Raw genomic sequence first — 24,008 nt, 5'->3', positions numbered from 1 at the left:
GGCAAAAGCAGGAGGATAGTGGCATGAGCCGGAGGGAAAATACTCCTAGAGGTGACCTGGCGGCAACATAGAAGACCTCTGAATCGTACACGCACAACAATAATTTGTCTCTACATAAAATAAATGAGGAAAAATATGGAGAACAAAGAGGTGTCTGTGATGTACCATACAGCTAAACGAGGAGATTCTTTATACACTATTTCAATGCAGCATAAAACAACCCTTCAACATTTGATCGATATAAATCCTCAAATCAGCAATCCAACTATGATTCGTGTTGGCGAAAAAATTGAAGTTGGCAATCCATGGGTTCTCAATCCATGGCGGGGAAACGAATGGCAGATGGGCATGGAAGAGTATCAAAAAGGTATTGAAGAATACCGAAAGGGCCGTGCCGAGTATCGTAAGGGTCGTAAAAAACAGCTGAAATATCAAAAACGATAAAGAATTTTAAAACTTAAAAAAGAGGAAGACGGCGATGGTCTTCCTTTTTTTGTTGAAGCATTATTTGAGTATTCCGTAGAGGCCTACAATTAAAAGTTGAAAATAATAAATTTATTATTGATTAATAATTAAAATAATTATATTATAGTAGATAAGAGTAACTAATAATTTTAAACAAAAGGAGGAAAAGGAAAAGGTAAGAAAGCAGGGGGGTTAAGTAGTGAATTGGTTATTGGAATAGGTTCAACTCAATTTAACCATGGATAGGATGGCAAGCCTGGATTTGTTCGATAGATTTGGAGTTCCAAGTATTACTAATATTCGAAGCAGATAGGAGTCGTTTAATGATGAAAAGTATAAAGATGAAAATGATTGTATATATAGGAGCTCTGCTATTATTTGTTTGTATTGCTTTGGGTCTGGCCTCCTACATAACCGCTGCTGGGGCAATAACATCACAGGTTAATGAGACCCTTCCTCAAGTAGCGGCTCAAGGGGCCAAGGTTGTTTCCGAAAGGATGAATGCTTTGTTAGGGACTCTTGAAGTCCTTGCGAACCGAGATCGGATCAAAGATGTTAACAACTCATGGGAGGACAAAAATAAAATTCTCCAAGAGGAGACTATAAGAAATGGATATACTTCGATGTTGATTGCTAGCCTCGATGGATCGACTAATATGACAACGGGAACAGAAATCAATATTAAGGATAGAGAGTATTTTCAGAAGGCTATAGGGGGTAACAGGGCAATATCCGAACCCATCATCAGTAAAGATGATGGCTCTTTGATCATTGTCTACGCAGTGCCGATAAAACAAGGAGGCGCAATCGTTGGGGTTCTGGCGGCACTGAAGGACGGTAATGATTTAAGTGAAATTACGAATGATATTACCTTCGGTAAGTCAGGCAAGGCTTTTATGATCGATGAAAAGGGTACAAAGGTTGCCCATTATAACTCGGAACTTGTTATAAATATGGATAATGATTTTAATAATGTTCAGCAGAATTCCAAGCTGGAGTCTCTGGTTACACTAGAAAAACAAATGACAGAGGGTAAAGCCGGCGTTGGTGAGTATGAGTATAATGGGGAGATTAAATATCTTGGATTTGCTCCTGTGGAAGGAACAGGCTGGTCTTTGGCGGTGGCGTCTCCTAAGGATGAAGTGATGTCAGGGATCAAAACTATGCGCAAATCAGTGCTTATTGTTTCAGTATTCGTTTTATTCCTTAGCTTGGGGGTAGGATACTTTGTATCCAAGCTAATTTCTAATCCGATCTTGTTGGCTTCGGAACACCTGAAAGTTATTGCAACCGGGGATTTTACTCATGAGTTTCCCCAAGAACTCATTGCGAGGAAGGATGAAATAGGGGCCTTGACTAAGGCCATTGAAACCATGCAGAAATCAGTCAGAGACGTGGTCAACGGAGTGATTCTCGAATCTCGAAATGTGGAAAGCTCAGTTATAACTTCGGTACAGGCAATCAATGAGTTAACCCAGCAGATTGAAGAAGTATCTTCAACGACAGAGGAGCTGTCGGCAGGCATGGAAGAGACTGCCGCATCAACTGAAGAAATGAGTGCAACAGCCACTGAAATTGAAAGGGCAGTGGGCTCCATTGCGCAAAAAGCGCAAGAGGGAGCAGTGTCTGCCGGCGAAATAAGCAGAAGAGCAAGTGAACTCAAACAAAACGCCATCTCATCACAGAAGAGTGCCCAAGATCTTTATTTAATTTCCCAGGATAAATTGATCCAAGCTATTGAGAAATCTAAGGCAGTTGAACAAATTAATGTACTATCGGATTCTATATTGCAAATTACATCTCAAACTAATCTGCTTGCCTTAAATGCAGCTATAGAGGCGGCAAGGGCTGGCGAAGCGGGGAGAGGGTTTGCTGTTGTTGCTGATGAGATAAGAAAATTGGCTGAGAACTCTAAAAGTACTGTCAATGAGATACAGGAAGTGACTAAGCAAGTTGTATCATCCGTAGAGAATTTGTCGGAAAGCTCTGCAAGGGTTTTGGCATTCATTGACACCCAGGTTCTTAAAGATTACCAGTCTATGGTGAAAACCGGTGAGCAATATTACAAAGATGCCGAGTTTGTAGACAGCCTTGTAACTGACTTCAGTGCAACTTCTGAGGAACTTACCGCTTCAATCCAGGAGATGGCGAAAGTCATCGAAGAAATTGCAGTAGCGGCAAATCAAGGGGCTGAAGGGACAACGAACATTGCTCAAAAAAGTATAACGGTTGTAGAAAAATCCGATGAAGTAAGGAAGCAGGCAGATGTATCTAAGGAAAGCTCAGAAAATCTCCTTAAGATAGTCGCGAGATTTACAGTGTAAGTGGGTGAACTTTCTCAGACAAAAACTAAAATCGGGAACGGCGCGGTTGTCTGCATGGCAAATGATCTGCTTTCCATTGATGCAAAGAACGGGTATGTTTCTGTATGGATGATCTAATTGTTATGTAGTCAGAAATTTGCGGATTGGTACTTAGACGATTCTATGGTAAAATGTACAGGTTGAAAAATTGGTTTTTAGTGTTGTCCGGATTGTCGTAAGTATTGCTAATAAGGACGCCTTAACTGTTTCTTGTTTACAAACGAGAGGTTAAGGAGTCCTTTTAGATTGCCTGGACAGGATTATGATGACTGTAAAGACTAAAAACCAAAATAATAATGAAAAGGTGATTAAATAGTGGAAGTCCGTGAACAATGGGGTACAAGAGCCGGTTTTATTTTAGCTGCCGTAGGGTCTGCTGTTGGGCTGGGAAACATTTGGCGTTTTCCTTATGTAGCTTATGATAACGGCGGCGGCGCATTCTTTATTCCCTACTTATTTGCGCTTTTGACAGCGGGTATTCCCCTGCTGATGATGGAATTTACCATGGGTCATAAGTATCGGGGCTCTGCACCCTTAACCTATCTGCGCATGAACAAAAAGACGGAATGGATCGGTTGGTGGCAGGTAACCATCGCTTTCGTCATTTCTACCTACTACTCGGTTATTGTTGCCTGGGCCATGGCTTATGCCTACTTTGCCGTAGGGCTGCAATGGGGGAGTGACCCGGGGGGATTCCTGATGGGGGAATATTTGCAGCGGGTGGATATTGTCAACGGCGCGCCCATTGGTTCGGTGGGGTCGATTGTCCCCGGGGTTTTCATCCCTCTGATCCTGGTCTGGGTGATTAGCTTAGCAATCTTATTTAAAGGTGTCAAAAAGGGGATTGAGAAAGCAAACCGCATTTTTATCCCCCTGTTATTGGTTATGTTTATCATAATTGTGATTCGCGCCCTGACCTTGGATGGGGCGATGATAGGCCTGGAAGCACTTTTTAAGCCGAATTGGAGTGAAATTGCTTCTCCGGGGGTATGGGTTGCCGCCTATGGCCAAATATTTTTTAGCTTATCCATTGCCTTTGCCATCATGATCACTTATTCCAGTTACTTGCCCAAAGGGGCTGACATTAATAACAATGCTTTTATTGCTGCTTTCAGCAATTCAAGTGTGGAGCTTTTAGCCGGCTTTGGGGTTTTTGCTGCCCTGGGATTTATGGCCAAGCAAGCCAATCTTCCTATTGAAGAAGTGGCAACGGCAGGTATTGGCTTAGCCTTTGTCGTGTTTCCGGAGATTTTAAACTCTTTCCCCGGTTTTAACGGGTTTTTTGGGTTGATGTTCTTCGGCTCCTTAGTTTTTGCAGGGTTATCCTCCTTAATTTCCGTTGTGGAGACATTTGTGGCGGCTATCCAAGATAAGTTTAATCTGTCCCGGGTCAAGGCGGTGATGATTGGCGGCGGTCTTTCCGCCTTGATTTCCATTTTGTTTGCCACCCAAGGGGGTCTGTTCTTCTTGGATGCGGTGGATTACTTTATCAACACCTTTGGGATTGCTTTAGCGGGGTTGGTATCGGTTATTACCGTTTCTTGGTTTCTCAAAAAATTAACCTCCTTCCAGGATCACGCTAATCTCACCTCAGACTTGCGCACAGGTTTGTGGTGGAAGGTCTGCTTACAAATAGTCACTCCGGGGGTCTTAGGCTATATGTTTATTTTGAATCTCATGGATAACTTGAAAAGCAATTACGAGGATTACCCCGCGGCGTTTCTGCTCTATTCCGGTTGGGGAGTAGCCCTGGGAGTGATCGTTATCGGCTTTATTATGGCCGCTTTGAAGTGGAGAAAAAATGAAGGAGTGGATGAAGCGTGAGCGGAAGCGCCATTGTCATGATGTTGGTGGGCATTATCGTAATTTGGGGAGGACTGGCAGCAAGTATTTGGCATGCGGTAAAGGCTTCGAAGGAGAAATAAGGGGTTGTCAGATTTTCTCCTTCAAACCTTTCGTTAAAAAATCAAGTACTTTGTTTTTATACGTTCAAATACGTGGCCGGCTTCCTGAGTGTGCTAGACCTCATCTAAACAGCCTGTCCGAGAAACGAAAGCGCTTTCGTTTCTCGGACAGGCCGGACACAAGGAGATCAAGTTAGGTGAGCTTACATTTATCCTTTAGGTTGCTCATACAGGTCCTCTGTTGTTGGAAACCAGTCCCCCACCTAAAGTGAAGAAGATATCCTTGGCGATGATCGGTGATTTGCTCCATGACGGTTTTGATTTCTGCGGATGTTATACCTTCTTTTGGTTGGTCAAGTCTCTGATTAATTATGCCTAATATTCAGATAGTTACTTAAAGCGCGTCAATTCATTATTTTCCATTCTCAAAATGACTTTCCTTAGTAATCTAAGGCTGTCGAATCTCTTAAGGGGTTGACTATGTTACTTAATATAGTCGAGTTACATCGAATGTCATTTCATTCTATATCATAAAAATGTTTGATAAATGCAATTGGGCTTAATATTTTTATCCAACGATATGGATTTAGAGTTAGTAAGTCTTCATCACCGGATATAATAAAATTTGCGTTGCCATATACTGCAGCTTCAAGTATCATGTTGTCTTTTGGATCACGACAGTCACTTATCTTTCCGTAGTTAGAAGGTACTATTACTTTCAAACTTAAAAGACTAAGGAACTCGTCAAGTTCATTAGGGTGAATGTACTTACTGAATTTGGGGCGGAGGAGGACCGCCTTTATTTCATGAAATTGTTCATGAGACATTACGACTTGATGCTGCTCTGAGAATATATCCCTAACAATAAGTTTGGCATTCTTGCTTCCGAGAAATGCACTCACAAAAATGTTTGTGTCAACTACAACCTTATATTTTTCCATAGTTAGTATTCCGGACTTCCTCGACTTCTTTAGTGATATCGTCCGCTGAGATAGGCATTTTCTCTGCCCGCTCATTTATTACATCAAGGAAGTCAAGCAGCTTGCCGTTAATCTCATCGTTCATCTTCTTATATATTAACTTTTTTTCATCTGGGGTTAATGTTTCGATGAGTTCCATGACCTTCTGGATATTACTTACCACCGTCAGCGCCACCTTTCACTATCTTATTAATAGTATACCACAATTTGGCTAATATCTGCTCAACTACAATTCCTCCATCCCTATGGTATAATATGGCTATACATGGGGTCCGGTGCCTGACAGTGGGATGTGCCAGGTCGTAAAATATAGTGGGTGGGAATCCCATCGGGTAAGGCAGACCAACCGCCCAAAGGAGCCACCCGAATTGCGAACCGGTGGGCCAAAGATGGGGCAAGGTCCAGCCTGCACTATGGAGGCGAAGGCCTTTTCAGTCCACCCATCGAACCAAGGTGTGTGCGGGCGGCATGGTATGGTATGGAAGATTCAGCAACCACGATTTCTTTCCCTTAAGAATAAGGCGCTTTTTATGACTGTGCTGTTGATATGGGTGGATACAGTGTAAGCTGGAATTCGGAAATTGACTATCAACTTATTTTTCAGCTTGTGTTAAACATAATTCGGTCCGAATGTGAACAATTATATACTGTCTGGGGAATATTGTAATTATTATTAGCAGTTGTCAGATTTTCTCAGTTAAACCTTTCGTTAAAAAATCAAGTACTTTGTTTTTATACACTTCATGGGTATCCGGATCATTGGCAGCTAACTCGCTCATTTCCCAGACCAGTTGCTTGAAGGTTTTGTCCAGATTCTCGTATAAAAAGGCAATTTTATTGGCGCAGGTCTTGTGCTGGGCGGCAATAAGGTTCTTATTCATCTTTTGGAGGCCTTCGTAAGAGGTGCTTTTCTCAAGGGAGCTCAATTTTGTCTCCAGGTTTTGGGCCTTGTTCTCCAGCTCTCCTTGGGACTTGCTTAATTGCTCTGCCTTAGTTTTCAGGTTGTTGCGCTCAGTGGTCAGCTGGGTTATTTGGCTCTCTTGCTCATTCAGGGCTTGCCGGAGATCCGCTTTTTCCTGCAGAGCCTGGTCTCGTTCCTGAAGGGCCTGGCTCCGATCCTTAACCGCCTTTTGCAGTTCGCGGGTAGACAGGCCTTCTGCGTCAATCTCCGCGATGAACTGCGCCCGTTCTTCCTCCGGGACTCCTAAGAGGATATAAGCCTGGGTATAATTCAAATTCGGCAGCTCTTGGCTTCCGTAGGCATTAAAGATGCGCAGAAGCTTTTCGGCGGTTTTCTGGGAATAGCTGCAGGACGCCTCCAGCCATTTGCCCCATTCCCCATAGGGAAGCAGGTCCTTGGCCTCCTTCAAGCGCCGGCCAATCTCTATGGTGCCGGCCAGGAGAACTTTTCTGGTCTGGTATTTAATAGTGTTTATTTCAGCCGCGATCACGAGGGGCGTGCGGTCTGAGGTCAAATCCTTCATAAGGGTGGTCATCCGCCTTTTTTGTTATTTATTTACAGAATATGTAGCCGGATCCATGAGTGTGCTAAACTGAATAAAACAGCCTGTATGAGAATCGAATGCGCATTCGATTCTCATACAGGCCTGACACAAGGAGATTCAGTTAGGTGAGCTTACATTTATCCTTCGGGTTGCTCATACATGTCTTCTGTTTTGGTATCCACAATTTTTATATCCTTTTTGGAAACCAGTCCCCCACCTGAAGTGAAGAAAATATCCTTAGAGATGATTTGATCCATGACGGTTTCGATTTCTGCGGAGGTTATACCTTCTTTTGGTTGGTCAAGAGTCATGGTCACGGTTTTGCCTGCGGCGTTGGTGAAGGTCATCCGCAAGACTTTTTTAGTAGTAATTGCCATTTCCCGGCACTCCTTTCCTTATTAAATAGTCTCCTGTCTGGCTTAAACACGAGGATGCCTCCCATGAGCACTAGGATTCAACAAGGTCGACGCGATTGTCTCTTCGCACTCCGATTAAAGAGTGATCCTGAAGTCCATAAAGGGCGGCAGCGATATCGTAAACATCCTGGTCTGTGGCAGTTGCTCTCACATTAGAGTGGCTGCGCTGTCTCAAAATGGGTGCGCCCTGGGGGGTTTGCCCCGTTTGAATGGTAATGACTATCACACTGTCTCTGTTGCTGGCTATAACAGCCATAACAATCAACTCCTTTTTAAATAATCAGGACAGGAGGGGTTTGTCCCAGGTGTCTGTCCTACTCTATACTATATTAACTTCGGTCGGGATTTGTTACTGTATTTCCTAATTATTACATTTTGAGAATATTTTCACAAGAAAGAGACTCTCCCTGTCGACCAATTACATACATGGCAAGGATAGGGATTTGGTTCTGGTGAAGTCGAGCAAGGAGTTGGACCCAACCAGAGAATAATGAGTAAATCATTGTTCTGAACGTGGATAATTTTGTATACCGAATTAAAAGGTAATATGTAAAGACATGGCGAATATTTAGCCATGAAGTAACGCTAGAGGTGAAACTTAATGAAATTTGCAAAAATACTTATGTCAATTATTCTAGTTCTTACCCTTTCAGGATGTGGAATTTTCAATTCCCAAAGTCCGGTCACGACCAATTCTCAGACCCCACTCTCTGAGTCACAAGCATCCGATTCGCTGGAACAACAAGAACAGACCGCACCAATCACTCCCACAGAATCGACGGATGTCTCGGTTTCCTGGATAGGAGTGGATCAGGATGTATTAGGCCCAAATGATTTAACCCTCGATGAAAAGCCTGATGGGCACTTTCATGTGACTCTTCCCTTCAATCAACCCTCAGCCGTAAAATCTATATGGATTAGGTATTCCGAATTTGGTAAGTCGTTGAAGTGGGGATGGATATACAATCAAAACCTTCCTCTCAACGGATATGCCATGGCAGTATTAGATAATAGCGGCAAGGCCGTATTGCCACAGAGCGACAATGGATATCGTGTTGATGGGTTAACGGATTTTGATTTGTATCTCTCGGAACTAGAGAATCAAAATGGCCGAGATACCTTAAAATTCGAAGAAGGGCAAACCTTTAATCTTGAGATTGATTATGTAACTCAGAATAATGTCGAAAGGCAATTTAATTCCTTGGTTAAGATTACAGCAACCAAATAGGGGAGTTTACTATACTTATGTGAAAAGAGAGACGTTGCATTTTCAAACTGCAACGTCTCTCGTATTTGTGCATATCCATTAGCTCTAGATACTGAAATCCTTCTTTTTTAAATCATCATAATAAGATTTAACTGGGCTGTAATCAGGGGTATATTTTTCGTCTTCAACTAAGGGTTCGTTATCATCTAAGTAAAGAGTGGTTAAGTTTACAAGCCCTTTTAAGGGTGTGAAGTTGGTAATATAATTGTCAGATAGATCAAGATAGGTGAGGGAGGTTAAAGTTTTTAGGGCGTTGATATCCTTAAGGCCATTATCGTTCAGCTTCAAGGTTTGCAACTTGGTCAGCTTACTTAGGGCAGTAATATTGGTGAGTTCATTATTGCCAACATCAAGGGTCTTCAAGTTTGTGAGGTACTCTAACCCGGCTAAATTGGCGATGTTATCATTGCGAAAATATAAGGAAGTGATATCTATAACATCACTCTTATAGATTGATTCAGACCTGCTCTTATGCAGTTTACGTCGTATGGCATCATGTAACTCCGGATCAGCAAAGGTGATTTTAGCATCTTCGGAAACTTTGAGGGCCAGGCTGACTTTTTGAGTTAAGCCGTCAACGGTTCCTTGGAAGGTGTAGCTTCCGGCCTTATTTAAGGGGACAATATTGCTGTTCCAGGTTACAGGATAGGTTTCTGCGCTTCCATCGCTCATGGTGACTTCTATGGTATCCGGAAAATCATAGGATTCTCCCATGATGATTTCAGCGGTTATATTCGTCACTTTCGATACTTTAGGATAGATGGTTAATTTCAGATAAACACTGTCGCTGTAGTTCTTTATCTGACCTGCGAATTCATAGGTTCCGGACTTTAGGGTTTGTACTGAGGACAGACTCCAGGTGACAGGGACTTCTTCCGTCAATCCGTCTGATTTTATGACGGTAACCATTTTAGGGGGAGTGTATTTTTGCTGTTCTTGAATACTGTCACTAACGTCAATCACTGACTCAATCTCGGCTGGGAGTTCAGCCAGGGATGATTCCGTTGAACTGCTAATAACACTTGTGCCTCCCAAGATTTTGAAGTGGGAAATAATCTTAGATTGGATATAGGTAAGAGTTGGGTAAGGAATCGTATCGCCATCGAGTAAAATCAGGGGGTTCTTTCCCTTTTGTGCTAAGGCGGAGGCGGTGAGGCCATCAGGAAAAGTTCTGCCTGTGGCGACGTAAACCGTGTCAAAATTTAGAGTGTTTGAAAACTGGTTAACCAGCTTAATATTTCTGTCATAAGGGTCTGAACCATAAATCAGCTCCGGATCAGTAAATTGGCTGATCACCTTGTCGCTTAAATCATAGTACCCTGTCACAATAATAGTGGAGGGGATTTTACTCTTAGCTAAGAAAGTTTTCTGGGCAGCCGTAAGATCCTGGGCCGGTACGAGGATAATGGGCATTTGATTGGCGGCTGCAATGGGTCCCAGGGATAAAGCATCTGAAAAATTTGCACCGGATGTTACAAAAACTCCCTTACTTAATCCGACTGATTGAGCTACAATGATGGAGGTTTCATAGAGATCATTGCCGGCAAGTCTCTCGGTGGCTATTTTCAGTAACGAAAGCTGCCTTTCCACTTCTTTAGAGATGACCGCTTGTCCTCCGATTATGTAAACTTTTTTGACCTTCAGACGTTTCAACTCGGCTTCGGTGTCAATATTTAAGGAGTAGGTACCTGTCAATAAGATGGGGGCATTGTATTTACCTGATAATGGACCGGCACTTAAGGCGTCGGGAAAATCCTCACCAAAGGCAAGAATAGCAGAATCTGATCCGGCAGGCCAGCCATTTTGACTGATGGCAACAGCTGTTTGATATTTATCATAGCCTGAAATCCGTTCTGATGTGGCGGCACTCGCTATAGGCGCGTAGGCGAAGACAAGAACGCTTATTAGAAAAAAGCTGATAATAAAGTGTTTTTTAATGATCAAAATGATCGTCCTCCTTTTCCTATTATTTCTCGAAATATTGACTAATTCCTTCTTTTAATTTAAATAAATACGATTTATTCTTGATGAGAAGGATAGAAAGAGTGTGGGGATAGAAAATTAAAATAATTTATAAATTGATTTAATATCTATCATTTTAGACTCAATATGTTAAAATGGTACTAAATATTTAGAAATTTGTCGGACGTTGATGATTTTAAGGAGGCCTTTATTTGAAGCAAGATATTCTTTTAGAAAGTGGCATTAATGAATTAGAAATCGTTATCTTTAAAGCAGGGAACAGTGTGCTAGGGGTTAATGTTGCCAAGGTTGAATGCATTCTTACCCATCAGCCTATTACGGATGTTCCAAATTCCAATATGAATATCAGCGGAGTCATTAACTATAGAGGACGGGTTATTCCTGTCTTGGATTTAATTAAAACTCTCAAGCAAACTTGTCCTAAAACCTCAAAGGAAAGATTATTAATTCTTATTAATATTAACAACAGTGATTTTGCCGTTGAGGTAAGTTCTGTCAGCGGGATCAGGAGACTGTCCTGGAAAGAAATTGAGACACCCTCCTCGATTCTCCTAAGTCAAAATGAAACCCCAATAACAGGAATTGTGAAGGCTGAAAACGATGAAATTATTTTAATGCTGGACTTTGAAAAAATACTGGGAGATATTGATCCTTCCTTGGCCTTGAAAGAATCCAGCGCCACAAAAGGACTGGAAGGGAAAAAACTTGTAGTGGCAGAGGACTCGACCTTCTTATTAAAAGTCGTTAATGAGTCTCTGTTAAAAGCCGGGGCCACTGTGGAGAAATTCGGCAATGGCCGGGACGCCTTAACTTTCCTGGAGAACAGTTCTTTAGACGAAATATATTGCGTTATTACAGATATTGAAATGCCGGTTATGGATGGTTTAACCTTAACAAAGCAAATCAAGAGTAATTCTAGATTAAAACAGATACCTGTTATTTTGTTTTCTTCCATTGCCAGTGAAGGCTTAGCCCATAAGGGTTTAAGTGTCGGTGCCGATGCCCAAATTACCAAGCCTGAAATCGACAAGCTTGTGGAGATGGTAATTAACATTAGAAGCTAGGTTTTAAACCTCTTGGCAAAGAAGTAAAGAGTAGAGGGCGTAACGAAACTTGTGATTTTTTCAAGCTGGTGGTGCGTTATCCCAAAAAAGAGGACTGTACACCTTTGAAGTGGTGAACAGTCCTCTAATATATCAGGGGATTACAAATAGAGTGGGGATGTAATAAACCGGAAAACAAGTTTCGTTACATCCCCTACTCTTTTTGCGATTGTACAGGAAAGTATAATTTTTTGTTTTGCGGATAACTGATGATCAAATCCCAATATTTCCGCAGGCACCGGAGCGAATTCTAACAGCACTCTCTATTTTTCATGATTGCCTAGGCATTAAAGATTCACAGAAGGTGCCTTCATTTCAAAGCCTGAGTAGGCTTCCATACCGTGTTCGCCGATATCTAAGCCCATGACTTCCTCTTCCTCGCTAACTCGTAAGCCAAGAGTTGCTTTGATGATACCGAAAAGTACCAGAGAAGTGACTGCTGTCCAGGCGAAAACTGAGGCTACGCCGATGATTTGAGTGATTAATAAGGCACTGCCCCCGCCATATAAGAGGCCTCCGTCCACGGCAAAGGCTCCCACCATAATTGTCCCAAAACAACCACAGACACCATGGACGGAAATAGCTCCGACGGGATCGTCAATTTTAAGGACTTGGTCAATAAATTCAACGGAAAGAACAATTAAAATACCGGCCAAGGCTCCGATGACAGCTGCTCCAAGGGGATTTACAGCCAGGCATCCTGCTGTGATGGCGACTAAACCAGCTAAAGCACCGTTTAAGGTTAAGGAAACATCAGGTTTCTTATATTTAATCCAAGTAAAGATCATGGTCATTGCTGCACCTGCGGCAGCTGCCAGGTTTGTGTTCAAGGCGATTTTGCCGATATCGGGGTTTGTTCCGGAGAGGGTACTTCCCGGGTTAAAGCCAAACCAACCAAACCAGAGGATAAATACGCCAAGAGCGCCCAGGGTAATATTGTGTCCCGGAATGGCATGGGATTTACCGTCTTTGCTGTATTTGCCAATCCGCGGTCCGATGAGAAGGGCACCGATTAAAGCAGCCCAACCGCCCACGGAGTGAACGACTGTCGATCCTGCAAAGTCTATCATGCCGCGTTCCATCAACCAGCCTCCGCCCCAGATCCAGTGGCCAACCACAGGGTAGATGACGGCGCTGATGACAAAGCTGTAAATCATATAAGAAATGAATTTAGTGCGTTCGGCCATAGCCCCTGAAACGATAGTAGCTGCCGTTGCAGCAAAGACAGTTTGGAACAGGAGGAAAGCGGGAAGAGGGATCGATAATCCCAGGTGCTCAAAGGTATCGGACATGCCGAAGCCGGTTGTGCCAAAAAGTCCTGCTTTGTCTATTCCAAACATGACGGCAAAGCCAAAAAGCCAGTAAATTATTGAGCCGATGGAAAAGTCCATTAAGTTCTTCATGATAATATTGCCTGCGTTCTTGGCCCGAGTAAATCCTGCCTCGACCATGGCAAATCCGGCTTGCATGAAAAAGACGAGGAATCCGGCAATTAGAGTCCAGATAGTATCGATAGCGACGGCGTTGCTTTCTACGGTAGGGTCGGCTCCTAAGGCAACCCCTGGGATCGTCAGGAGTAAAGCGGTTATTGTTGCGAGGATAATTCCTTTTTTTACGGATTTTGTTCTCATTTTTCTTTTCTCCTTTCAAATCGTGAGTTCTCTATGTTAAACAAAAAAGCGCCTACGGGTAGCAGTACTTCTACCCATAGGCGCCATTGCCTAGCCATTAACCATTTAAACAGAAAGTGCCCTCAGGTTTCCCTGAGGGCATCTTTGACCTCAATTCGTTTAAACAGGATTAATGATTTGACTTTATAGTAGCACGTCTTTGGAGAATGGGGAATAGGTTTTTGCTATGAATTCTGTATTCATAATTGTACAGAGTTGTTTTCGGATTGAGAAAAATTCAGGTAGGGCAATCACGTTGATTACTTTTATCAAGCTAATGATTTTCGTATGTGGTAGAATAAACTTGGATATTTTTAGGCAAGTCGATTTTTTTTGGTTCTGCTCAGAGACCTGATACAAATCTGAATTTATTTAGTTCCATTACGATATTAGGGAGAGTTTAGATGATCGATATCCATAGCCACATCCTGCCCGGGCTAGATGACGGGGCAAAAAGTATCGAAGAAACGCTGGAAATGGTTAGTCAGTTGCAACAGTCGGGGTTTAAGACTCTGATTGCTACCCCCCATGTCTTGGAAGACAATTTTTTGTCCCCGGCAGACATTCTGGCTTACACAGAACAGGTGGGCAAGCGGGTTGCGGAAGCCGGAATTCAGATTGAGATCCTGCCGGGTTCCGAGAACTATATCTTTCCGGAGATGGGGAAGTGGGCGCGTGAGGGGAAACTGATGACCTTGGGAAACACGGGAAAGTATATTCTGGTAGAGCTGCCAATGCTCGAAATCCCTCAATATACAGACCAGGTGTTTTTTGAATTACAAGTTAATGGGCTGACACCGGTTCTTGCCCATCCGGAACGTAACAGAGGGTTAGTTGAGGCTCCGGAGCGTTTGTTGGAGTGGGCCGGAAAGGGGGTTTTCTTTCAGCTGAACTTAAGGAGCCTGGATGGGCGTTACGGCCCTCAGTCCAAGGGTTTAGCTGAAATACTGCTCCACAGTAATCTAATTCACTTTATAGGGTCTGATGCACACCGTGTGTCCCGAAGAGAGTCAACTTATCCGGAGACACTCCGGAGTGTCCGGGAACGGGTTGGTGAGAGCAGGTTCCAAGAACTGACGGTGATTAATCCAAGAAATATCCTTAGGGGGCAGGGGATGCAGTGCCGAGGAGAGTATGTGCTTATTGAGCCGGTTAAGAAGAGAAAACAAAGGTTTTGGAATTGTCTGAAAGCGGCTTTTAGTAAAGGTCGATGTTGAAAAGCTGAAAAATAAGAGGGAAGTCAGAGAATTGTATTGTAAATAATTGGTTGAATTAAGACGCCATACCACAGTATAATAAGCACGATCACAAAAATTTAATAGGCCTTATTGTAGTGTTCGGAAAGAAGTAGAGATAGACGATAGACACGAGATGGATGGATAGACACGAGATAAATAGATAGATAGATACATAGATAGATACATAGATAGATAGACGCAAGATAGGAAACGACAATGAGAAACGCTCCGTCAAGTTATAGCGGGGCGTCTCATTGTCGTTTAGGTTTATACCTAAAATTTTGTGATATACTGTAATTGATAGTTATTGATACTAAACTAATCACTATCTGGAGGGCAATATGGACCTAAAAACCTTTACAGAGATGTTCAACGATAAGAATGCACTGGATTTTAAGGGCAATTCCATGGTGCTGCTTCCTTCCAAAATCAACATGACGATACAGATGATAAAGACGCTCTCAGCCTCTTATTCAGTTGAAAAGTACAGCATACAGGCAATGGAGGATGAGATTATTTCCACGCTTTCCATTGAGCAGATTGTATCCTCAAGGGAGAGCGTAAGGAGAATTTTAAATGGAGCTGCGCCACAAGGGGGGCGTTCTTAGGCAAGAGTGACAAAAAGGCAAAAGAGACAAAAGAGGACGGTTCTTTGTTCCGTAAATGGAGCAAAGAGCTGTCCCTCTTTTCTTAACTGTTTATTTCTCATTGACAGTCCTAAACTTGATTAGTATTTAGTTTACATTGATCAAACTCGGCTTGCATCTTTTCTGATGGTTTAGCCGTGAGCAAGCTAACCGCGACGATGGCAATCAGGCAGGCAAAAAATCCCGGGACCAGCTCGTAAAGGGCGTTTTTTAGGACGGGGAAGCGGGTCCAGACAATTACTGTGGCGGAACCGGCAATCATTCCGGCTAAAGCACCCCATTTGTTCATCCTTTTCCAATACAAGCTTAAGAGAATGACTGGTCCAAAGGCTGAACCGAAGCCTGCCCAAGCATAACCCACTAAGCCGAGAATAGTGTCACTGCGCTGATAGGCAATCATTGTGGCGACGACTGCTACAATGAGAACGCATAAACGACCCACCAAGACCAGTTCTTTGTCGGAAGCTTTGCGGCGAAACAGGCTGTACAGATCTTCAGTCAGAGAGCTTGAGGTGACAAGGAGTTGGGAAGAGATGGTACTCATAATAGCGGCTAAGATTGCGGCCAGGAGGAAACCGGTAATAATCGGATGAAAGAGCAATTTGCCTAACTCGAGGAAGACGGTTTCCGGATCGGCTAATGTAATGCCTTTGTTGGCAAAGTAAGCGATGCCGAGCAAGCCGGTGAACATAGCGCCAACGACGGAGAAAACCATCCAAAGCATGCCGATTCGACGAGCTTTTACTATCTCTTTAATTGAAGAGATGGCCATGAAACGAATGATGATGTGGGGTTGTCCAAAATAGCCTAAACCCCAACCAAAAAGGGAGATAATACCTAGAAGGGTTGTGCCTTTGAAGAAGTCCAGGTAGGCGGGATTGATGCTGTGAATAGTATTGATGGAATGTTCAAATCCTCCGGTAGCCTGAATGGTAACGAGGGGAACCATTATCAGGGTAGTGACCATGATGAGGCCTTGGACAAAGTCGGTGATACTGACGGCTAAGAAACCTCCGAATAAGGTATAAGCTACGACGACTCCTCCGATAACCCAAAGTCCGGCATGATAATCTACATTAAAGGAGTTTTGAAATAAGACTGCCCCTGAAACGAGGCCTGAAGAGACATAGAAAGTGAAAAAGATAATAATGACAAGGCCGGAGACAAGCCGCAAGACTCTGGAGCTGTCCTCAAATCGGTTACCTATGTAGGCTGGGATGGTGATAGAGTTGTCAGCGAGCTCTGTGTAGGCGCGCAGACGGGGAGCAACATAAAGCCAATTGCAGTAAGCTCCCAGTGTAAGACCAATGACGATCCAAGCGGCGCTGATTCCTTGGGTAAACATGGCACCGGGAAGCCCTAACATGAGCCAACCGCTCATATCCGAGGCTCCGGCACTTAATGCCGTTACCGCAGGCCCAAGATTTCGTCCCCCCAACATGTAATCGGAGAGGTCGGTGGTGCGTTTGTAGGAGTAGTAGCCGATACCCAGCATCCCTATCATGTAAATAATAATCGCTATTAATGATTCCAAGTTGTGGTTCCCCCTTAAGTTATGCCTTGAATTTTTGCTGTGGGCTAAGTTATTGTACCATATTAGGGACAGGAGGAAAAAGATAATACTGATGTTATGGATATGGTATGATGTGGATAGAATTTAGGAAATAAAAATAAGCCCTTGAAGGGCCCGGTGCTGTGAAGAAGTTCTTGGAGGAAAGAATATTGAGTACGGCTTTAAAATTGATTACCGCCATCATAAACTACTTCCACGATAAATTAATTTGGTTGACAAAGTTCTTAGGTCTTAGCCTCAACGATAAACAACTGCATTTTTTGGTCATAGGGATGATTGGAATCCTTCTTTTTGTCTTGGTACATAAGTTATTTAAGTATTTGGCTAAGTATAGTCTGACGGCAATTTCTTTTATCTATACCTTTACTGTCTTGGTGGTTTTTGTTTTTGCCATTGAGATTGGGCAAAAGGTAACCGGTCGCGGCAATATGGAATTTCAGGATATTGTGGAAGGTCTTTGGGGGTTCATGGTTGCCTTTGCAATTTACATGGCGGTTGTCACGTGTGTTTATTGGGTGAGAAAGTTTTCCGAGCGTCTCAGGTAGGTATTCATAAGTCAAGAAGTCAAAGCGAAATAGGCTATCACTAGTAAGCAGATTGCAACCGATGCTGCAATGATCAAAATTTCTTGGCGAGTTGGCAAACGAAATGGGGAGTCTTTATATTGCTTCCAAGGCATATAATATCACTCCTTACAATTTATGGTATATTGATATTCGGCAGCTGTTTCGTGTTTTCCTTCAATAGACATCTCCGATTAGTCAGTATCCTAAGATTTGTTTTCTGTCTTAACCATAAATTTTCGGAAAGAAGGTATATAGTACATAAGATATAACTTTTCTGTTACATTAGTTCGCTCTTTTGTTACAATCATGTAAAAAAGTTTCTTAATTAAAGGGGCCAGGGAAATACCTGCAAAATAACAACAATAATATAGGCTAAAGGTTGACAACACCAGTACTCAAATGCTAAAATACTTAAATGTGGTGACTTCTCACCGCAACCGCTCGAATCAGGTATCAACAGGTTTTTACATAAAAAGCCGACCTGCAATGGCGAGTCTAGGGCATGGGAGGTGTAATAAAATGTACGCAGTAATTGAAACCGGTGGTAAGCAGTTCCGCGTTCAAGAAGGCGACGTAATTTACGTTGAAAAACTGGATGCTAATGTAGGAGATGCCGTAACGATTGATAAGGTTCTCCTCGTGGAAAAAGACGGTTCGGTGAATGTTGGAACCCCGGTTGTAGCAGGTGCTACAGCAGTGCTGAAGGTTGTGGAGCACGGTAAAGGGGAGAAGATTGTTGTCTTCAAATTCAAATCCAAGAAGAACTATCGACGCAAACAAGGACATCGTCAACCCTACACAAAAGTTCTTGTCGAAGCACTCCAAGCGTAAGGACCAAGACGGTATTCGTCTTGTAGTATGGTCAGATGATCAGGGGCAGATTCGTGAATTCGAGCTGTCCGGACATGCGGGTTTTGCAGAGGAGGGTCGGGATATTGTATGTGCGGGTGTTTCTGCACTGAGTATCGCGGCTGTCAATGGGTTGGAGCGTTTCTTGCCGGTTGCTCCTAAAGTACAGGAGGGGGATGGACACATCACCTGCCGGCTTATGGGGATTTCAGACCAGGATTTAGAGAAGGCTCAGTGGATTCTGCAAACCATGATGTTAGGTATCGAACAAATACAGACGGCTTACAGTCAGAATTATATATTTATTGATCGAAGGAGGTGGACTCCATGCTAAAAATGAATCTTCAATTGTTTGCCCATAAAAAAGGGGTAGGTAGCTCGCGTAACGGTCGGGACAGTAATGCTCAACGCCTTGGCTTAAAACGTGGCGACGGCCAATTCGTTACTGCAGGTACGATCATTGTACGTCAACGCGGTACGAAGTTTCATCCCGCCAAAAACTGTGGTCTGGGTAAAGATGACACCTTGTTTGCTTTGATCGATGGTTATGTGAAATTTGAGCATAAAGATCGATTGCACAAACAAGTTAGTATTTATGCTGAGCGCCCAAAAACACCGGTGGCTATCGCCCAATAAGCTGTCTCTTTATTACCCCTGGGTTTTCCCAGGGGTTTTTCGTGTATAGACGGAAAGTATCAACTGACTGTATATGAGTACATAAGGAATCAAGGTTCTGCAGTAAAATAAAGTGGTGGGATGAGAGGAAAACGATGACTATGTCAAAGTTAGATGAAGTTCTTTTGTCAGAGCTGTTACAGTGGTATCGCCTGCAAAGACATGATTTCATGAACCACTGGCAAGTAATTATGGGTAATTTACAGCTTAATCGGCCGGAGGAGGCTCTTTTCTACATGCAGCAGACGGCTTCTGCATCGCTGGAGGAGCAGAAGATAGCGCAAATTCCGGAACCTCATTTAGGGGCGATTCTGTTGGGTTTTATGATTCGTCTCAGTCAGGAAAAGGTTATGGCTACGATTGATTTTCCGGAAGAGATGAAACAAGAAGAGTTTTGGAAAGATCATTGGCAGGAAGAATATGTGGAAGGGTTATACGGGTACACTAATGAATGCATGGCAATAGTTATTCAGTCTATGGCGTTAAAAGACTTGAATGCTGAAGTGTACTTATTTGATGAACAGGGTGGCTTAGCGTGCCAGTTTATCTTATCCGATGAGGAGACAGTGCTCTGTGATCAATTAATTAGATTGAATCAGAGCAGCTGAGTTGAGCCTAAGGAAGTCGAAGATAAGATTGTTATGAGAGACTGCTAACAGTTAAGGAGAATCATTGTATGTTTTATGATCAGGCGAAGATTTATGTTAAAGGCGGGGATGGCGGAGCGGGAGCTGTCGCTTTTCGTCGAGAAAAATATGTCCCTGAAGGCGGCCCGAGCGGTGGGGATGGCGGGCGCGGGGGCAGTATTGTGTTTGTGGGAGATGAGGGTTTAAGGACCTTGGTGGACTTTCGCTATAAGCGGCATTATAAGGGTGACCGAGGGGACCATGGGCAGGCGAAGAATATGAGCGGTCGGAGCGGTACGGATACTGTCTTGCGTATTCCTGTGGGTACAGTGGTCTTCGATGACGGAACCGGGGAAACGATTGCTGATATCGTTGAGCATGGACAGCGAGTTGTTGTGGCGGCAGGCGGTCGTGGCGGCAGGGGTAATGCTCGGTTTATGAGCAATACCAATAAAGCCCCCACCTTGGCGGAAAATGGAGAACCGGGGGTGGAACATTGGCTGCGTTTGGAGTTAAAACTCTTAGCTGACGTTGGGCTGGTCGGGTTCCCTAATGTGGGGAAATCCACGATTATTTCCAAGGTGTCTGCTGCCAAGCCCAAGATTGCCGATTATCACTTTACTACCTTAGTTCCGAATTTGGGGGTAGTGGATGTTGAGGATGGGGAAAGCTTTGTTATGGCAGATATTCCGGGGCTGATCGAGGGTGCTCATACGGGGGCCGGATTGGGTCACGAGTTTTTACGCCACACAGAGCGCACACGCCTGATTCTCCATGTGTTAGATATTTCCGGCTCGGAAGAACGAGATCCTCTCGAGGATTTGAAGATTATTCAGGATGAACTGCGGCTCTATAGTCCTGTGCTTGCCCAACGGCCAGTGGTTATTGTGGCCAATAAGATGGATATTCCGGGAGCGGAAGAGCATTTGCAGCGTCTTAAGGAAGCCATTGAGGGAAGTAAGGAAATCTTTGCGGTATCTGCTGCAACGGGGGCGGGTCTGCAAGACCTGGTCTATCACATTGCTAAGATCCTGCCGGATATCTCCGCACCGCAAATTGTAAGTCTTCCCACAGAGCACCGGGTTACGAAGGCTGATCCGGACAAGCGATTCGAAATTCGTAAAGAAGAGGACTTCTTTATTGTTGAAGGTCCGGAAATCGAAAAGCATGTTAAGATGACCTTTTTTGACCGAGAGGCCAGTGTTCATCGTTTCCAAAATATTTTAAAGGTTATGGGGATTGATGACGCTTTGCGGGCGGAAGGAATCAAAGAAGGGGATAAAGTTGATATTGGTGGGGTTAAATTTGATTGGGTGTAATAGTTAAGTCTTAGGCATTTCGTTGGTTTGGGGGGGGACAATGTGAGGAAAGGTCTCTGGTGGAAGATTGGGGCAATGCTCTTAGTTCTTGCGTTAGCCTTTGGTGTATGGTGGTTTTGGGGGAAGCCTCAGGGTCCGCTGCAAGTCAAAGCTGGAGTGGTCACTCCGATTTCGATGCAGGAAAACGTCTTTGCGACGGGGAGCGTGGTTCCGGTGTCCAGCCAGGAAGTCCGTGTTCTGACTCCCGGACGTGTAGCAAAGGTGGCTGTCAAGGTGGGGGATACTGTCCGGGCGGGAGAGACTCTTGTTGGGCTGGATACTACCCTGGTGGATGCCCAAGTGGCCCAGGCGAGGGTGAGTGTCGAGGCAGCTCAGACGGTTGTAAGCAGCGCCCAGGCTAATTTGGATGAGCTGAAGAAAGCCCGGACAGCTGCGAGTACAGCCGGTCTTTCACCCGATAGTTCTGCAGATGGGGCAGGTGTTGGAAGTTCGACGCTTCCTCAGTTTTTAAGCGAAGAGAATAGTACTCTTCAGGAAAACCTGGTAAGCCCGGTGGTCATAAGACAGGCAGAGGGCGTCTTGGCCCAAAGTACGGCGGCCTTAAAACAGGCTCAGGAAATGTTGAAAGTTGCTCAGGTGCAACAGGGTCAGCTAATTCATAAAGCTAGTATGGCGGGTACTGTGGTTGAAGTGAATGCTCAAGAGGGTAATTTGTCTTCTGTGCAGGTGCCCTTAGTGGTGGTGGCTGATCTGACCCAAATGAATGTCGAGGCCCAACTGAACGAAATTGATGCGGGAAAGGTTCAAGTTGGGGGGGAAGTCAGCATTTCAAGTAAGATGTTAGGAGACACCTCTGTTCAAGGGACGATTGCGGAGATTGCCCCGACGGCAGTCTCTAAGACTAGCCTTCAGGGAAGCGCTTCTCCAACCGTGGGGATAAAAATTCGTTTAGAGAAAGCTCCCCTTGAACTGAAGCCTGGCTTTACTGTGACCATCGAAATTATTGTGGCGACTAAGGAAGGGGTCTTAGCTGTTCCCCAAGAGGCCCTTTTTCAAGAAGGCAACAAAAACTATGTTTATAGAATCCAGGCAGGCCGTCTTGAGAAAACAGAAGTTAAGCTTGGGATTGGGAATGACACACACCAGGAAATCACCTCCGGCTTAAAGTCCGGAGACCAGGTGGTTTTAAATCCCTCCAATGATTTTTCGGAAGGAATGCAGGTTCTCCCTGAGGCGGGAAGTGAAGGGGTATGAGCCTTATTGAAGGACTGCGCGGAGCACTTTTTAGCTTGAGAACCAATAAACTGCGTTCGGGACTGACGATGCTGGGGATTATTATTGGGATTGCCGCTGTGATTGCTGTGGTCACCATCGGTCTGGGAGGCAAGGCGGCCATTATGCAGGAAATGGAGAAAAGCGGGGTCAACTTGTTTGTTTTGTACCCTAAGTCAGTTGGCAACAGCGGACAAAATGAGGGGGATCGCTTAAGTCTGCAGGATGGAGAGAGCTTGAAACGAGCCTTGCCCCAAGTCAAGATATTGATTCCCACGAGTATTGAATACACTGCCTTAGAGGTGAATCAAAAGCGTTCTTCAGCTATGGTAGTGGGAACCACTCCTGAATTTGCGGACTTGCGCAACCGGGATATTGCCAGAGGGCGATTTTTCTCTGGGGAGGAGTTTACGGCGGACCGTCGGGTGGTGGTGATTGATCAGACCTTGGCAGAGAGTTTATTTGGGGCCGGTAACCCTTTGGGACAGCAGGTTATCGTCCGCAGTGTTCCCTGTCGAGTGATTGGGGTTTTGGCTAAGGATACCTCAGCCTTTGCCCAATTTAATGTAGGTCCGCAGAATGCCTATGCCTATGTGCCCTGGGGAACCTGGTCGGATGTCTTTCAATCCCAGCGAGTAGACCAGTTGGAAGGCGCGACTTACCGAGAAGCAGATTTGGCAAGTACCATTGATAATGCTAAGCGGATTTTGAACGTGCGCCATGGGACAACCGATCAATATGAAGTTTTTAATGTCCAGCAGCTGGTGCAATCAGCTAATACAATTATGCGGATCCTAACCAGCTTTATCGGTTTGGTTGCTGGAATCTCCCTCCTAGTGGGAGGAATCGGAATTATGAACATTATGCTGGTTTCTGTGACAGAACGCACCCGGGAAATCGGACTGCGCAAAGCTGTAGGGGCCAAAGAGCGTGATGTTTTATTGCAATTTCTATTAGAGGCTATTGTTTTATCTCTCATTGGTGGGATTCTGGGTATCGCTTTAGGGGTAGGGAGTGCGCTGATAGCGTCTCACCTTTTGGATTGGCCGCCGCTTTTGTCCGGCTGGGCCATAATATTTGCCGTGTCCTTCTCCATTGGAGTGGGACTCTTCTTCGGTTTTTATCCGGCTTTAAAAGCGGCCAAACTCGAACCGATGGCGGCCTTGAGATATGAGTAAAGATTGATTTTAGGGGGAAGATTTCCGTGTTAACAGGAAAACAAAAGCGTTATTTACGGGCCATGGGAAATGAAATGGTGCCGATTCTTCAAGTGGGGAAAGGCGGAATTACAGAAACCGTCGTCACCCAAACGAACCAAACTATAGAAGCTCGGGAGCTGATCAAGGGACGAGTGTTGCAAAATTGTCTGGAGGAGCCGAAATCTGTGGCCACTGAACTCGCTGATCAGACCGGGTCTGAACTGGTACAAGTGATTGGGCGTAATTTCTTGCTGTACAGGCCGTCTAAGGATAAGCCGGTTATAGAGTTGCCGAGATAGGAAAAAGGAATCGGATAACAATATAGATGGGGCTGTAACGAAACTTGAGATTTTTTCAAGCTGGTGGTGCGTTATCCCAAAATAGAGGA

Annotated in this window: 25 protein-coding genes and 1 other annotated feature; of the genes, 17 read left to right on the top strand and 8 right to left on the bottom strand. The window is 44.3% G+C overall.

The window, feature by feature from the left end; all coding sequences use genetic code 11:
• The first annotated feature begins 135 nt into the window (after window positions 1-135).
• The 4 genes from LJE72_RS23090 (at window position 136) to LJE72_RS23075 (ending at window position 4,753) form a co-directional block, all read left to right on the top strand.
• Window positions 136-444 carry a LysM peptidoglycan-binding domain-containing protein gene (locus LJE72_RS23090; protein ID WP_229250321.1) on the top strand — a complete coding sequence of 103 codons (309 nt, stop codon included), beginning with the start codon at window positions 136-138 and terminating at the stop codon, window positions 442-444.
• Between the two features lie 344 nt (window positions 445-788).
• A complete protein-coding gene (locus LJE72_RS23085; protein WP_229250320.1) occupies window positions 789-2,789 on the top strand; it encodes a methyl-accepting chemotaxis protein in 2,001 nt (666 codons plus the stop codon).
• Between the two features lie 354 nt (window positions 2,790-3,143).
• Window positions 3,144-4,652: a sodium-dependent transporter gene (locus LJE72_RS23080; protein WP_229250319.1), complete on the top strand. Its 1,509-nt coding sequence runs from the start codon at window positions 3,144-3,146 to the stop codon at window positions 4,650-4,652.
• The gene (locus tag LJE72_RS23075; protein WP_229250318.1) at window positions 4,649-4,753 is read left to right on the top strand and encodes a methionine/alanine import family NSS transporter small subunit; all 105 of its coding nucleotides are present in this window, start codon (window positions 4,649-4,651) and stop codon (window positions 4,751-4,753) included. The genes LJE72_RS23080 and LJE72_RS23075 overlap by 4 nt, the downstream gene beginning before the upstream one ends.
• Before the next feature lie 497 nt (window positions 4,754-5,250).
• On the opposite strand, the gene LJE72_RS23070 is transcribed toward LJE72_RS23075, so the two are convergent.
• From LJE72_RS23070 to LJE72_RS23050, 5 genes are all read right to left on the bottom strand, one after another.
• Entirely contained in the window at window positions 5,251-5,673 is a 423-nt protein-coding gene (locus tag LJE72_RS23070) for a putative toxin-antitoxin system toxin component, PIN family (protein WP_229250317.1), read from the bottom strand.
• Entirely contained in the window at window positions 5,660-5,875 is a 216-nt protein-coding gene (locus LJE72_RS23065; RefSeq protein WP_229250316.1) for a hypothetical protein, read from the bottom strand. Before LJE72_RS23065 ends, LJE72_RS23070 begins: the two co-directional genes overlap by 14 nt.
• A gap of 520 nt (window positions 5,876-6,395) precedes the next feature.
• The gene (locus LJE72_RS23060; protein ID WP_229250315.1) at window positions 6,396-7,196 is read right to left on the bottom strand and encodes a DUF3102 domain-containing protein; all 801 of its coding nucleotides are present in this window, start codon (window positions 7,194-7,196) and stop codon (window positions 6,396-6,398) included.
• Between the two features lie 158 nt (window positions 7,197-7,354).
• The gene (locus LJE72_RS23055) at window positions 7,355-7,594 is read right to left on the bottom strand and encodes a DUF2922 domain-containing protein (protein WP_229250314.1); all 240 of its coding nucleotides are present in this window, start codon (window positions 7,592-7,594) and stop codon (window positions 7,355-7,357) included.
• Window positions 7,595-7,664: 70 nt separating this feature from the next.
• The gene (locus LJE72_RS23050; protein WP_229250313.1) at window positions 7,665-7,889 is read right to left on the bottom strand and encodes a DUF1659 domain-containing protein; all 225 of its coding nucleotides are present in this window, start codon (window positions 7,887-7,889) and stop codon (window positions 7,665-7,667) included.
• Window positions 7,890-8,234: 345 nt separating this feature from the next.
• On the opposite strand from LJE72_RS23050, the gene LJE72_RS23045 reads away from it, so the two are divergent.
• Window positions 8,235-8,861, top strand: a complete 627-nt coding sequence (locus LJE72_RS23045) for a hypothetical protein (RefSeq protein WP_229250312.1) — start codon at window positions 8,235-8,237, stop codon at window positions 8,859-8,861.
• Window positions 8,862-8,945: 84 nt separating this feature from the next.
• On the opposite strand, the gene LJE72_RS23040 is transcribed toward LJE72_RS23045, so the two are convergent.
• Window positions 8,946-10,844, bottom strand: coding sequence for a cell wall-binding repeat-containing protein (locus tag LJE72_RS23040; protein WP_229250311.1), 1,899 nt, complete (start codon window positions 10,842-10,844; stop codon window positions 8,946-8,948).
• Between the two features lie 230 nt (window positions 10,845-11,074).
• Between LJE72_RS23040 and LJE72_RS23035 the strand changes: the two genes are divergently transcribed.
• Window positions 11,075-11,947 carry a chemotaxis protein CheV gene (locus tag LJE72_RS23035; RefSeq protein ID WP_229250310.1) on the top strand — a complete coding sequence of 291 codons (873 nt, stop codon included), beginning with the start codon at window positions 11,075-11,077 and terminating at the stop codon, window positions 11,945-11,947.
• 326 nt (window positions 11,948-12,273) lie between these two features.
• Here LJE72_RS23035 and LJE72_RS23030 read toward each other — a convergent pair whose 3' ends face one another.
• Entirely contained in the window at window positions 12,274-13,617 is a 1,344-nt protein-coding gene (locus LJE72_RS23030; protein ID WP_229250309.1) for an ammonium transporter, read from the bottom strand.
• 443 nt (window positions 13,618-14,060) lie between these two features.
• Between LJE72_RS23030 and LJE72_RS23025 the strand changes: the two genes are divergently transcribed.
• Both LJE72_RS23025 and LJE72_RS23020 read left to right on the top strand, forming a co-directional pair.
• A complete protein-coding gene (locus tag LJE72_RS23025; RefSeq protein ID WP_229250308.1) occupies window positions 14,061-14,873 on the top strand; it encodes a tyrosine-protein phosphatase in 813 nt (270 codons plus the stop codon).
• A 362-nt stretch (window positions 14,874-15,235) separates the two neighbouring features.
• Window positions 15,236-15,502, top strand: a complete 267-nt coding sequence (locus tag LJE72_RS23020; protein WP_229250307.1) for a hypothetical protein — start codon at window positions 15,236-15,238, stop codon at window positions 15,500-15,502.
• 109 nt (window positions 15,503-15,611) lie between these two features.
• Here LJE72_RS23020 and putP read toward each other — a convergent pair whose 3' ends face one another.
• Window positions 15,612-17,075, bottom strand: coding sequence for a sodium/proline symporter PutP (putP, locus tag LJE72_RS23015; RefSeq protein ID WP_282437956.1), 1,464 nt, complete (start codon window positions 17,073-17,075; stop codon window positions 15,612-15,614).
• A 188-nt stretch (window positions 17,076-17,263) separates the two neighbouring features.
• Between putP and LJE72_RS23010 the strand changes: the two genes are divergently transcribed.
• From LJE72_RS23010 to yhbY, 9 genes are all read left to right on the top strand, one after another.
• Window positions 17,264-17,659 carry a hypothetical protein gene (locus tag LJE72_RS23010; RefSeq protein WP_229250306.1) on the top strand — a complete coding sequence of 132 codons (396 nt, stop codon included), beginning with the start codon at window positions 17,264-17,266 and terminating at the stop codon, window positions 17,657-17,659.
• Between the two features lie 446 nt (window positions 17,660-18,105).
• Window positions 18,106-18,187, top strand: a sequence feature (ribosomal protein L21 leader region).
• 12 nt (window positions 18,188-18,199) lie between these two features.
• Window positions 18,200-18,511: a 50S ribosomal protein L21 gene (gene rplU / locus LJE72_RS23005; protein WP_229250305.1), complete on the top strand. Its 312-nt coding sequence runs from the start codon at window positions 18,200-18,202 to the stop codon at window positions 18,509-18,511.
• Entirely contained in the window at window positions 18,417-18,863 is a 447-nt protein-coding gene (locus tag LJE72_RS23000) for a ribosomal-processing cysteine protease Prp (protein WP_312038961.1), read from the top strand. The genes rplU and LJE72_RS23000 overlap by 95 nt, the downstream gene beginning before the upstream one ends.
• Window positions 18,857-19,165, top strand: a complete 309-nt coding sequence (rpmA, locus tag LJE72_RS22995; RefSeq protein ID WP_073028764.1) for a 50S ribosomal protein L27 — start codon at window positions 18,857-18,859, stop codon at window positions 19,163-19,165. The genes LJE72_RS23000 and rpmA overlap by 7 nt, the downstream gene beginning before the upstream one ends.
• Window positions 19,166-19,305: 140 nt before the next feature.
• Window positions 19,306-19,812, top strand: a complete 507-nt coding sequence (locus LJE72_RS22990) for a Spo0B domain-containing protein (RefSeq protein WP_229250304.1) — start codon at window positions 19,306-19,308, stop codon at window positions 19,810-19,812.
• Window positions 19,813-19,880: 68 nt separating this feature from the next.
• Window positions 19,881-21,149 (top strand): GTPase ObgE, encoded by a 1,269-nt coding sequence (gene obgE, locus LJE72_RS22985; RefSeq protein ID WP_229250303.1) that lies wholly within the window; start codon window positions 19,881-19,883, stop codon window positions 21,147-21,149.
• 42 nt (window positions 21,150-21,191) lie between these two features.
• A complete protein-coding gene (locus LJE72_RS22980; RefSeq protein WP_229250302.1) occupies window positions 21,192-22,403 on the top strand; it encodes an efflux RND transporter periplasmic adaptor subunit in 1,212 nt (403 codons plus the stop codon).
• Window positions 22,400-23,599, top strand: a complete 1,200-nt coding sequence (locus tag LJE72_RS22975; RefSeq protein ID WP_229250301.1) for an ABC transporter permease — start codon at window positions 22,400-22,402, stop codon at window positions 23,597-23,599. The genes LJE72_RS22980 and LJE72_RS22975 overlap by 4 nt, the downstream gene beginning before the upstream one ends.
• A gap of 26 nt (window positions 23,600-23,625) precedes the next feature.
• A complete protein-coding gene (gene yhbY, locus LJE72_RS22970) occupies window positions 23,626-23,919 on the top strand; it encodes a ribosome assembly RNA-binding protein YhbY (RefSeq protein WP_229250300.1) in 294 nt (97 codons plus the stop codon).
• Window positions 23,920-24,008 lie beyond the last annotated feature (89 nt).

The sequence above is a fragment of the Desulfosporosinus shakirovi genome (assembly GCF_020595055.1).
Taxonomy (GTDB): Bacteria; Bacillota; Desulfitobacteriia; order Desulfitobacteriales; family Desulfitobacteriaceae; genus Desulfosporosinus; species Desulfosporosinus shakirovi.
The sequence above is the reverse complement of the archived record's forward strand: the minus strand, read 5'-3'. Positions and strand labels throughout refer to the sequence as shown.

Excerpts from the sequence above, each read along its gene's own strand:
- LJE72_RS23090 (WP_229250321.1), top strand. The coding sequence starts at position 136 with ATGGAGAACAAAGAGGTGTCTGTGATGTACCATACAGCTAAACGAGGA.
- LJE72_RS23085 (WP_229250320.1), top strand. The coding sequence starts at position 789 with ATGATGAAAAGTATAAAGATGAAAATGATTGTATATATAGGAGCTCTG.
- LJE72_RS23070 (WP_229250317.1), bottom strand. The coding sequence starts at position 5,673 with ATGGAAAAATATAAGGTTGTAGTTGACACAAACATTTTTGTGAGTGCA.
- LJE72_RS23060 (WP_229250315.1), bottom strand. The coding sequence starts at position 7,196 with ATGAAGGATTTGACCTCAGACCGCACGCCCCTCGTGATCGCGGCTGAA.
- LJE72_RS23055 (WP_229250314.1), bottom strand. The coding sequence starts at position 7,594 with ATGGCAATTACTACTAAAAAAGTCTTGCGGATGACCTTCACCAACGCC.
- LJE72_RS23050 (WP_229250313.1), bottom strand. The coding sequence starts at position 7,889 with ATGGCTGTTATAGCCAGCAACAGAGACAGTGTGATAGTCATTACCATT.
- LJE72_RS23045 (WP_229250312.1), top strand. The coding sequence starts at position 8,235 with ATGAAATTTGCAAAAATACTTATGTCAATTATTCTAGTTCTTACCCTT.
- LJE72_RS23030 (WP_229250309.1), bottom strand. The coding sequence starts at position 13,617 with ATGAGAACAAAATCCGTAAAAAAAGGAATTATCCTCGCAACAATAACC.
- LJE72_RS23025 (WP_229250308.1), top strand. The coding sequence starts at position 14,061 with ATGATCGATATCCATAGCCACATCCTGCCCGGGCTAGATGACGGGGCA.
- LJE72_RS23020 (WP_229250307.1), top strand. The coding sequence starts at position 15,236 with ATGGACCTAAAAACCTTTACAGAGATGTTCAACGATAAGAATGCACTG.
- rplU (WP_229250305.1), top strand. The coding sequence starts at position 18,200 with ATGTACGCAGTAATTGAAACCGGTGGTAAGCAGTTCCGCGTTCAAGAA.
- rpmA (WP_073028764.1), top strand. The coding sequence starts at position 18,857 with ATGCTAAAAATGAATCTTCAATTGTTTGCCCATAAAAAAGGGGTAGGT.
- LJE72_RS22990 (WP_229250304.1), top strand. The coding sequence starts at position 19,306 with ATGTCAAAGTTAGATGAAGTTCTTTTGTCAGAGCTGTTACAGTGGTAT.
- obgE (WP_229250303.1), top strand. The coding sequence starts at position 19,881 with ATGTTTTATGATCAGGCGAAGATTTATGTTAAAGGCGGGGATGGCGGA.
- LJE72_RS22975 (WP_229250301.1), top strand. The coding sequence starts at position 22,400 with ATGAGCCTTATTGAAGGACTGCGCGGAGCACTTTTTAGCTTGAGAACC.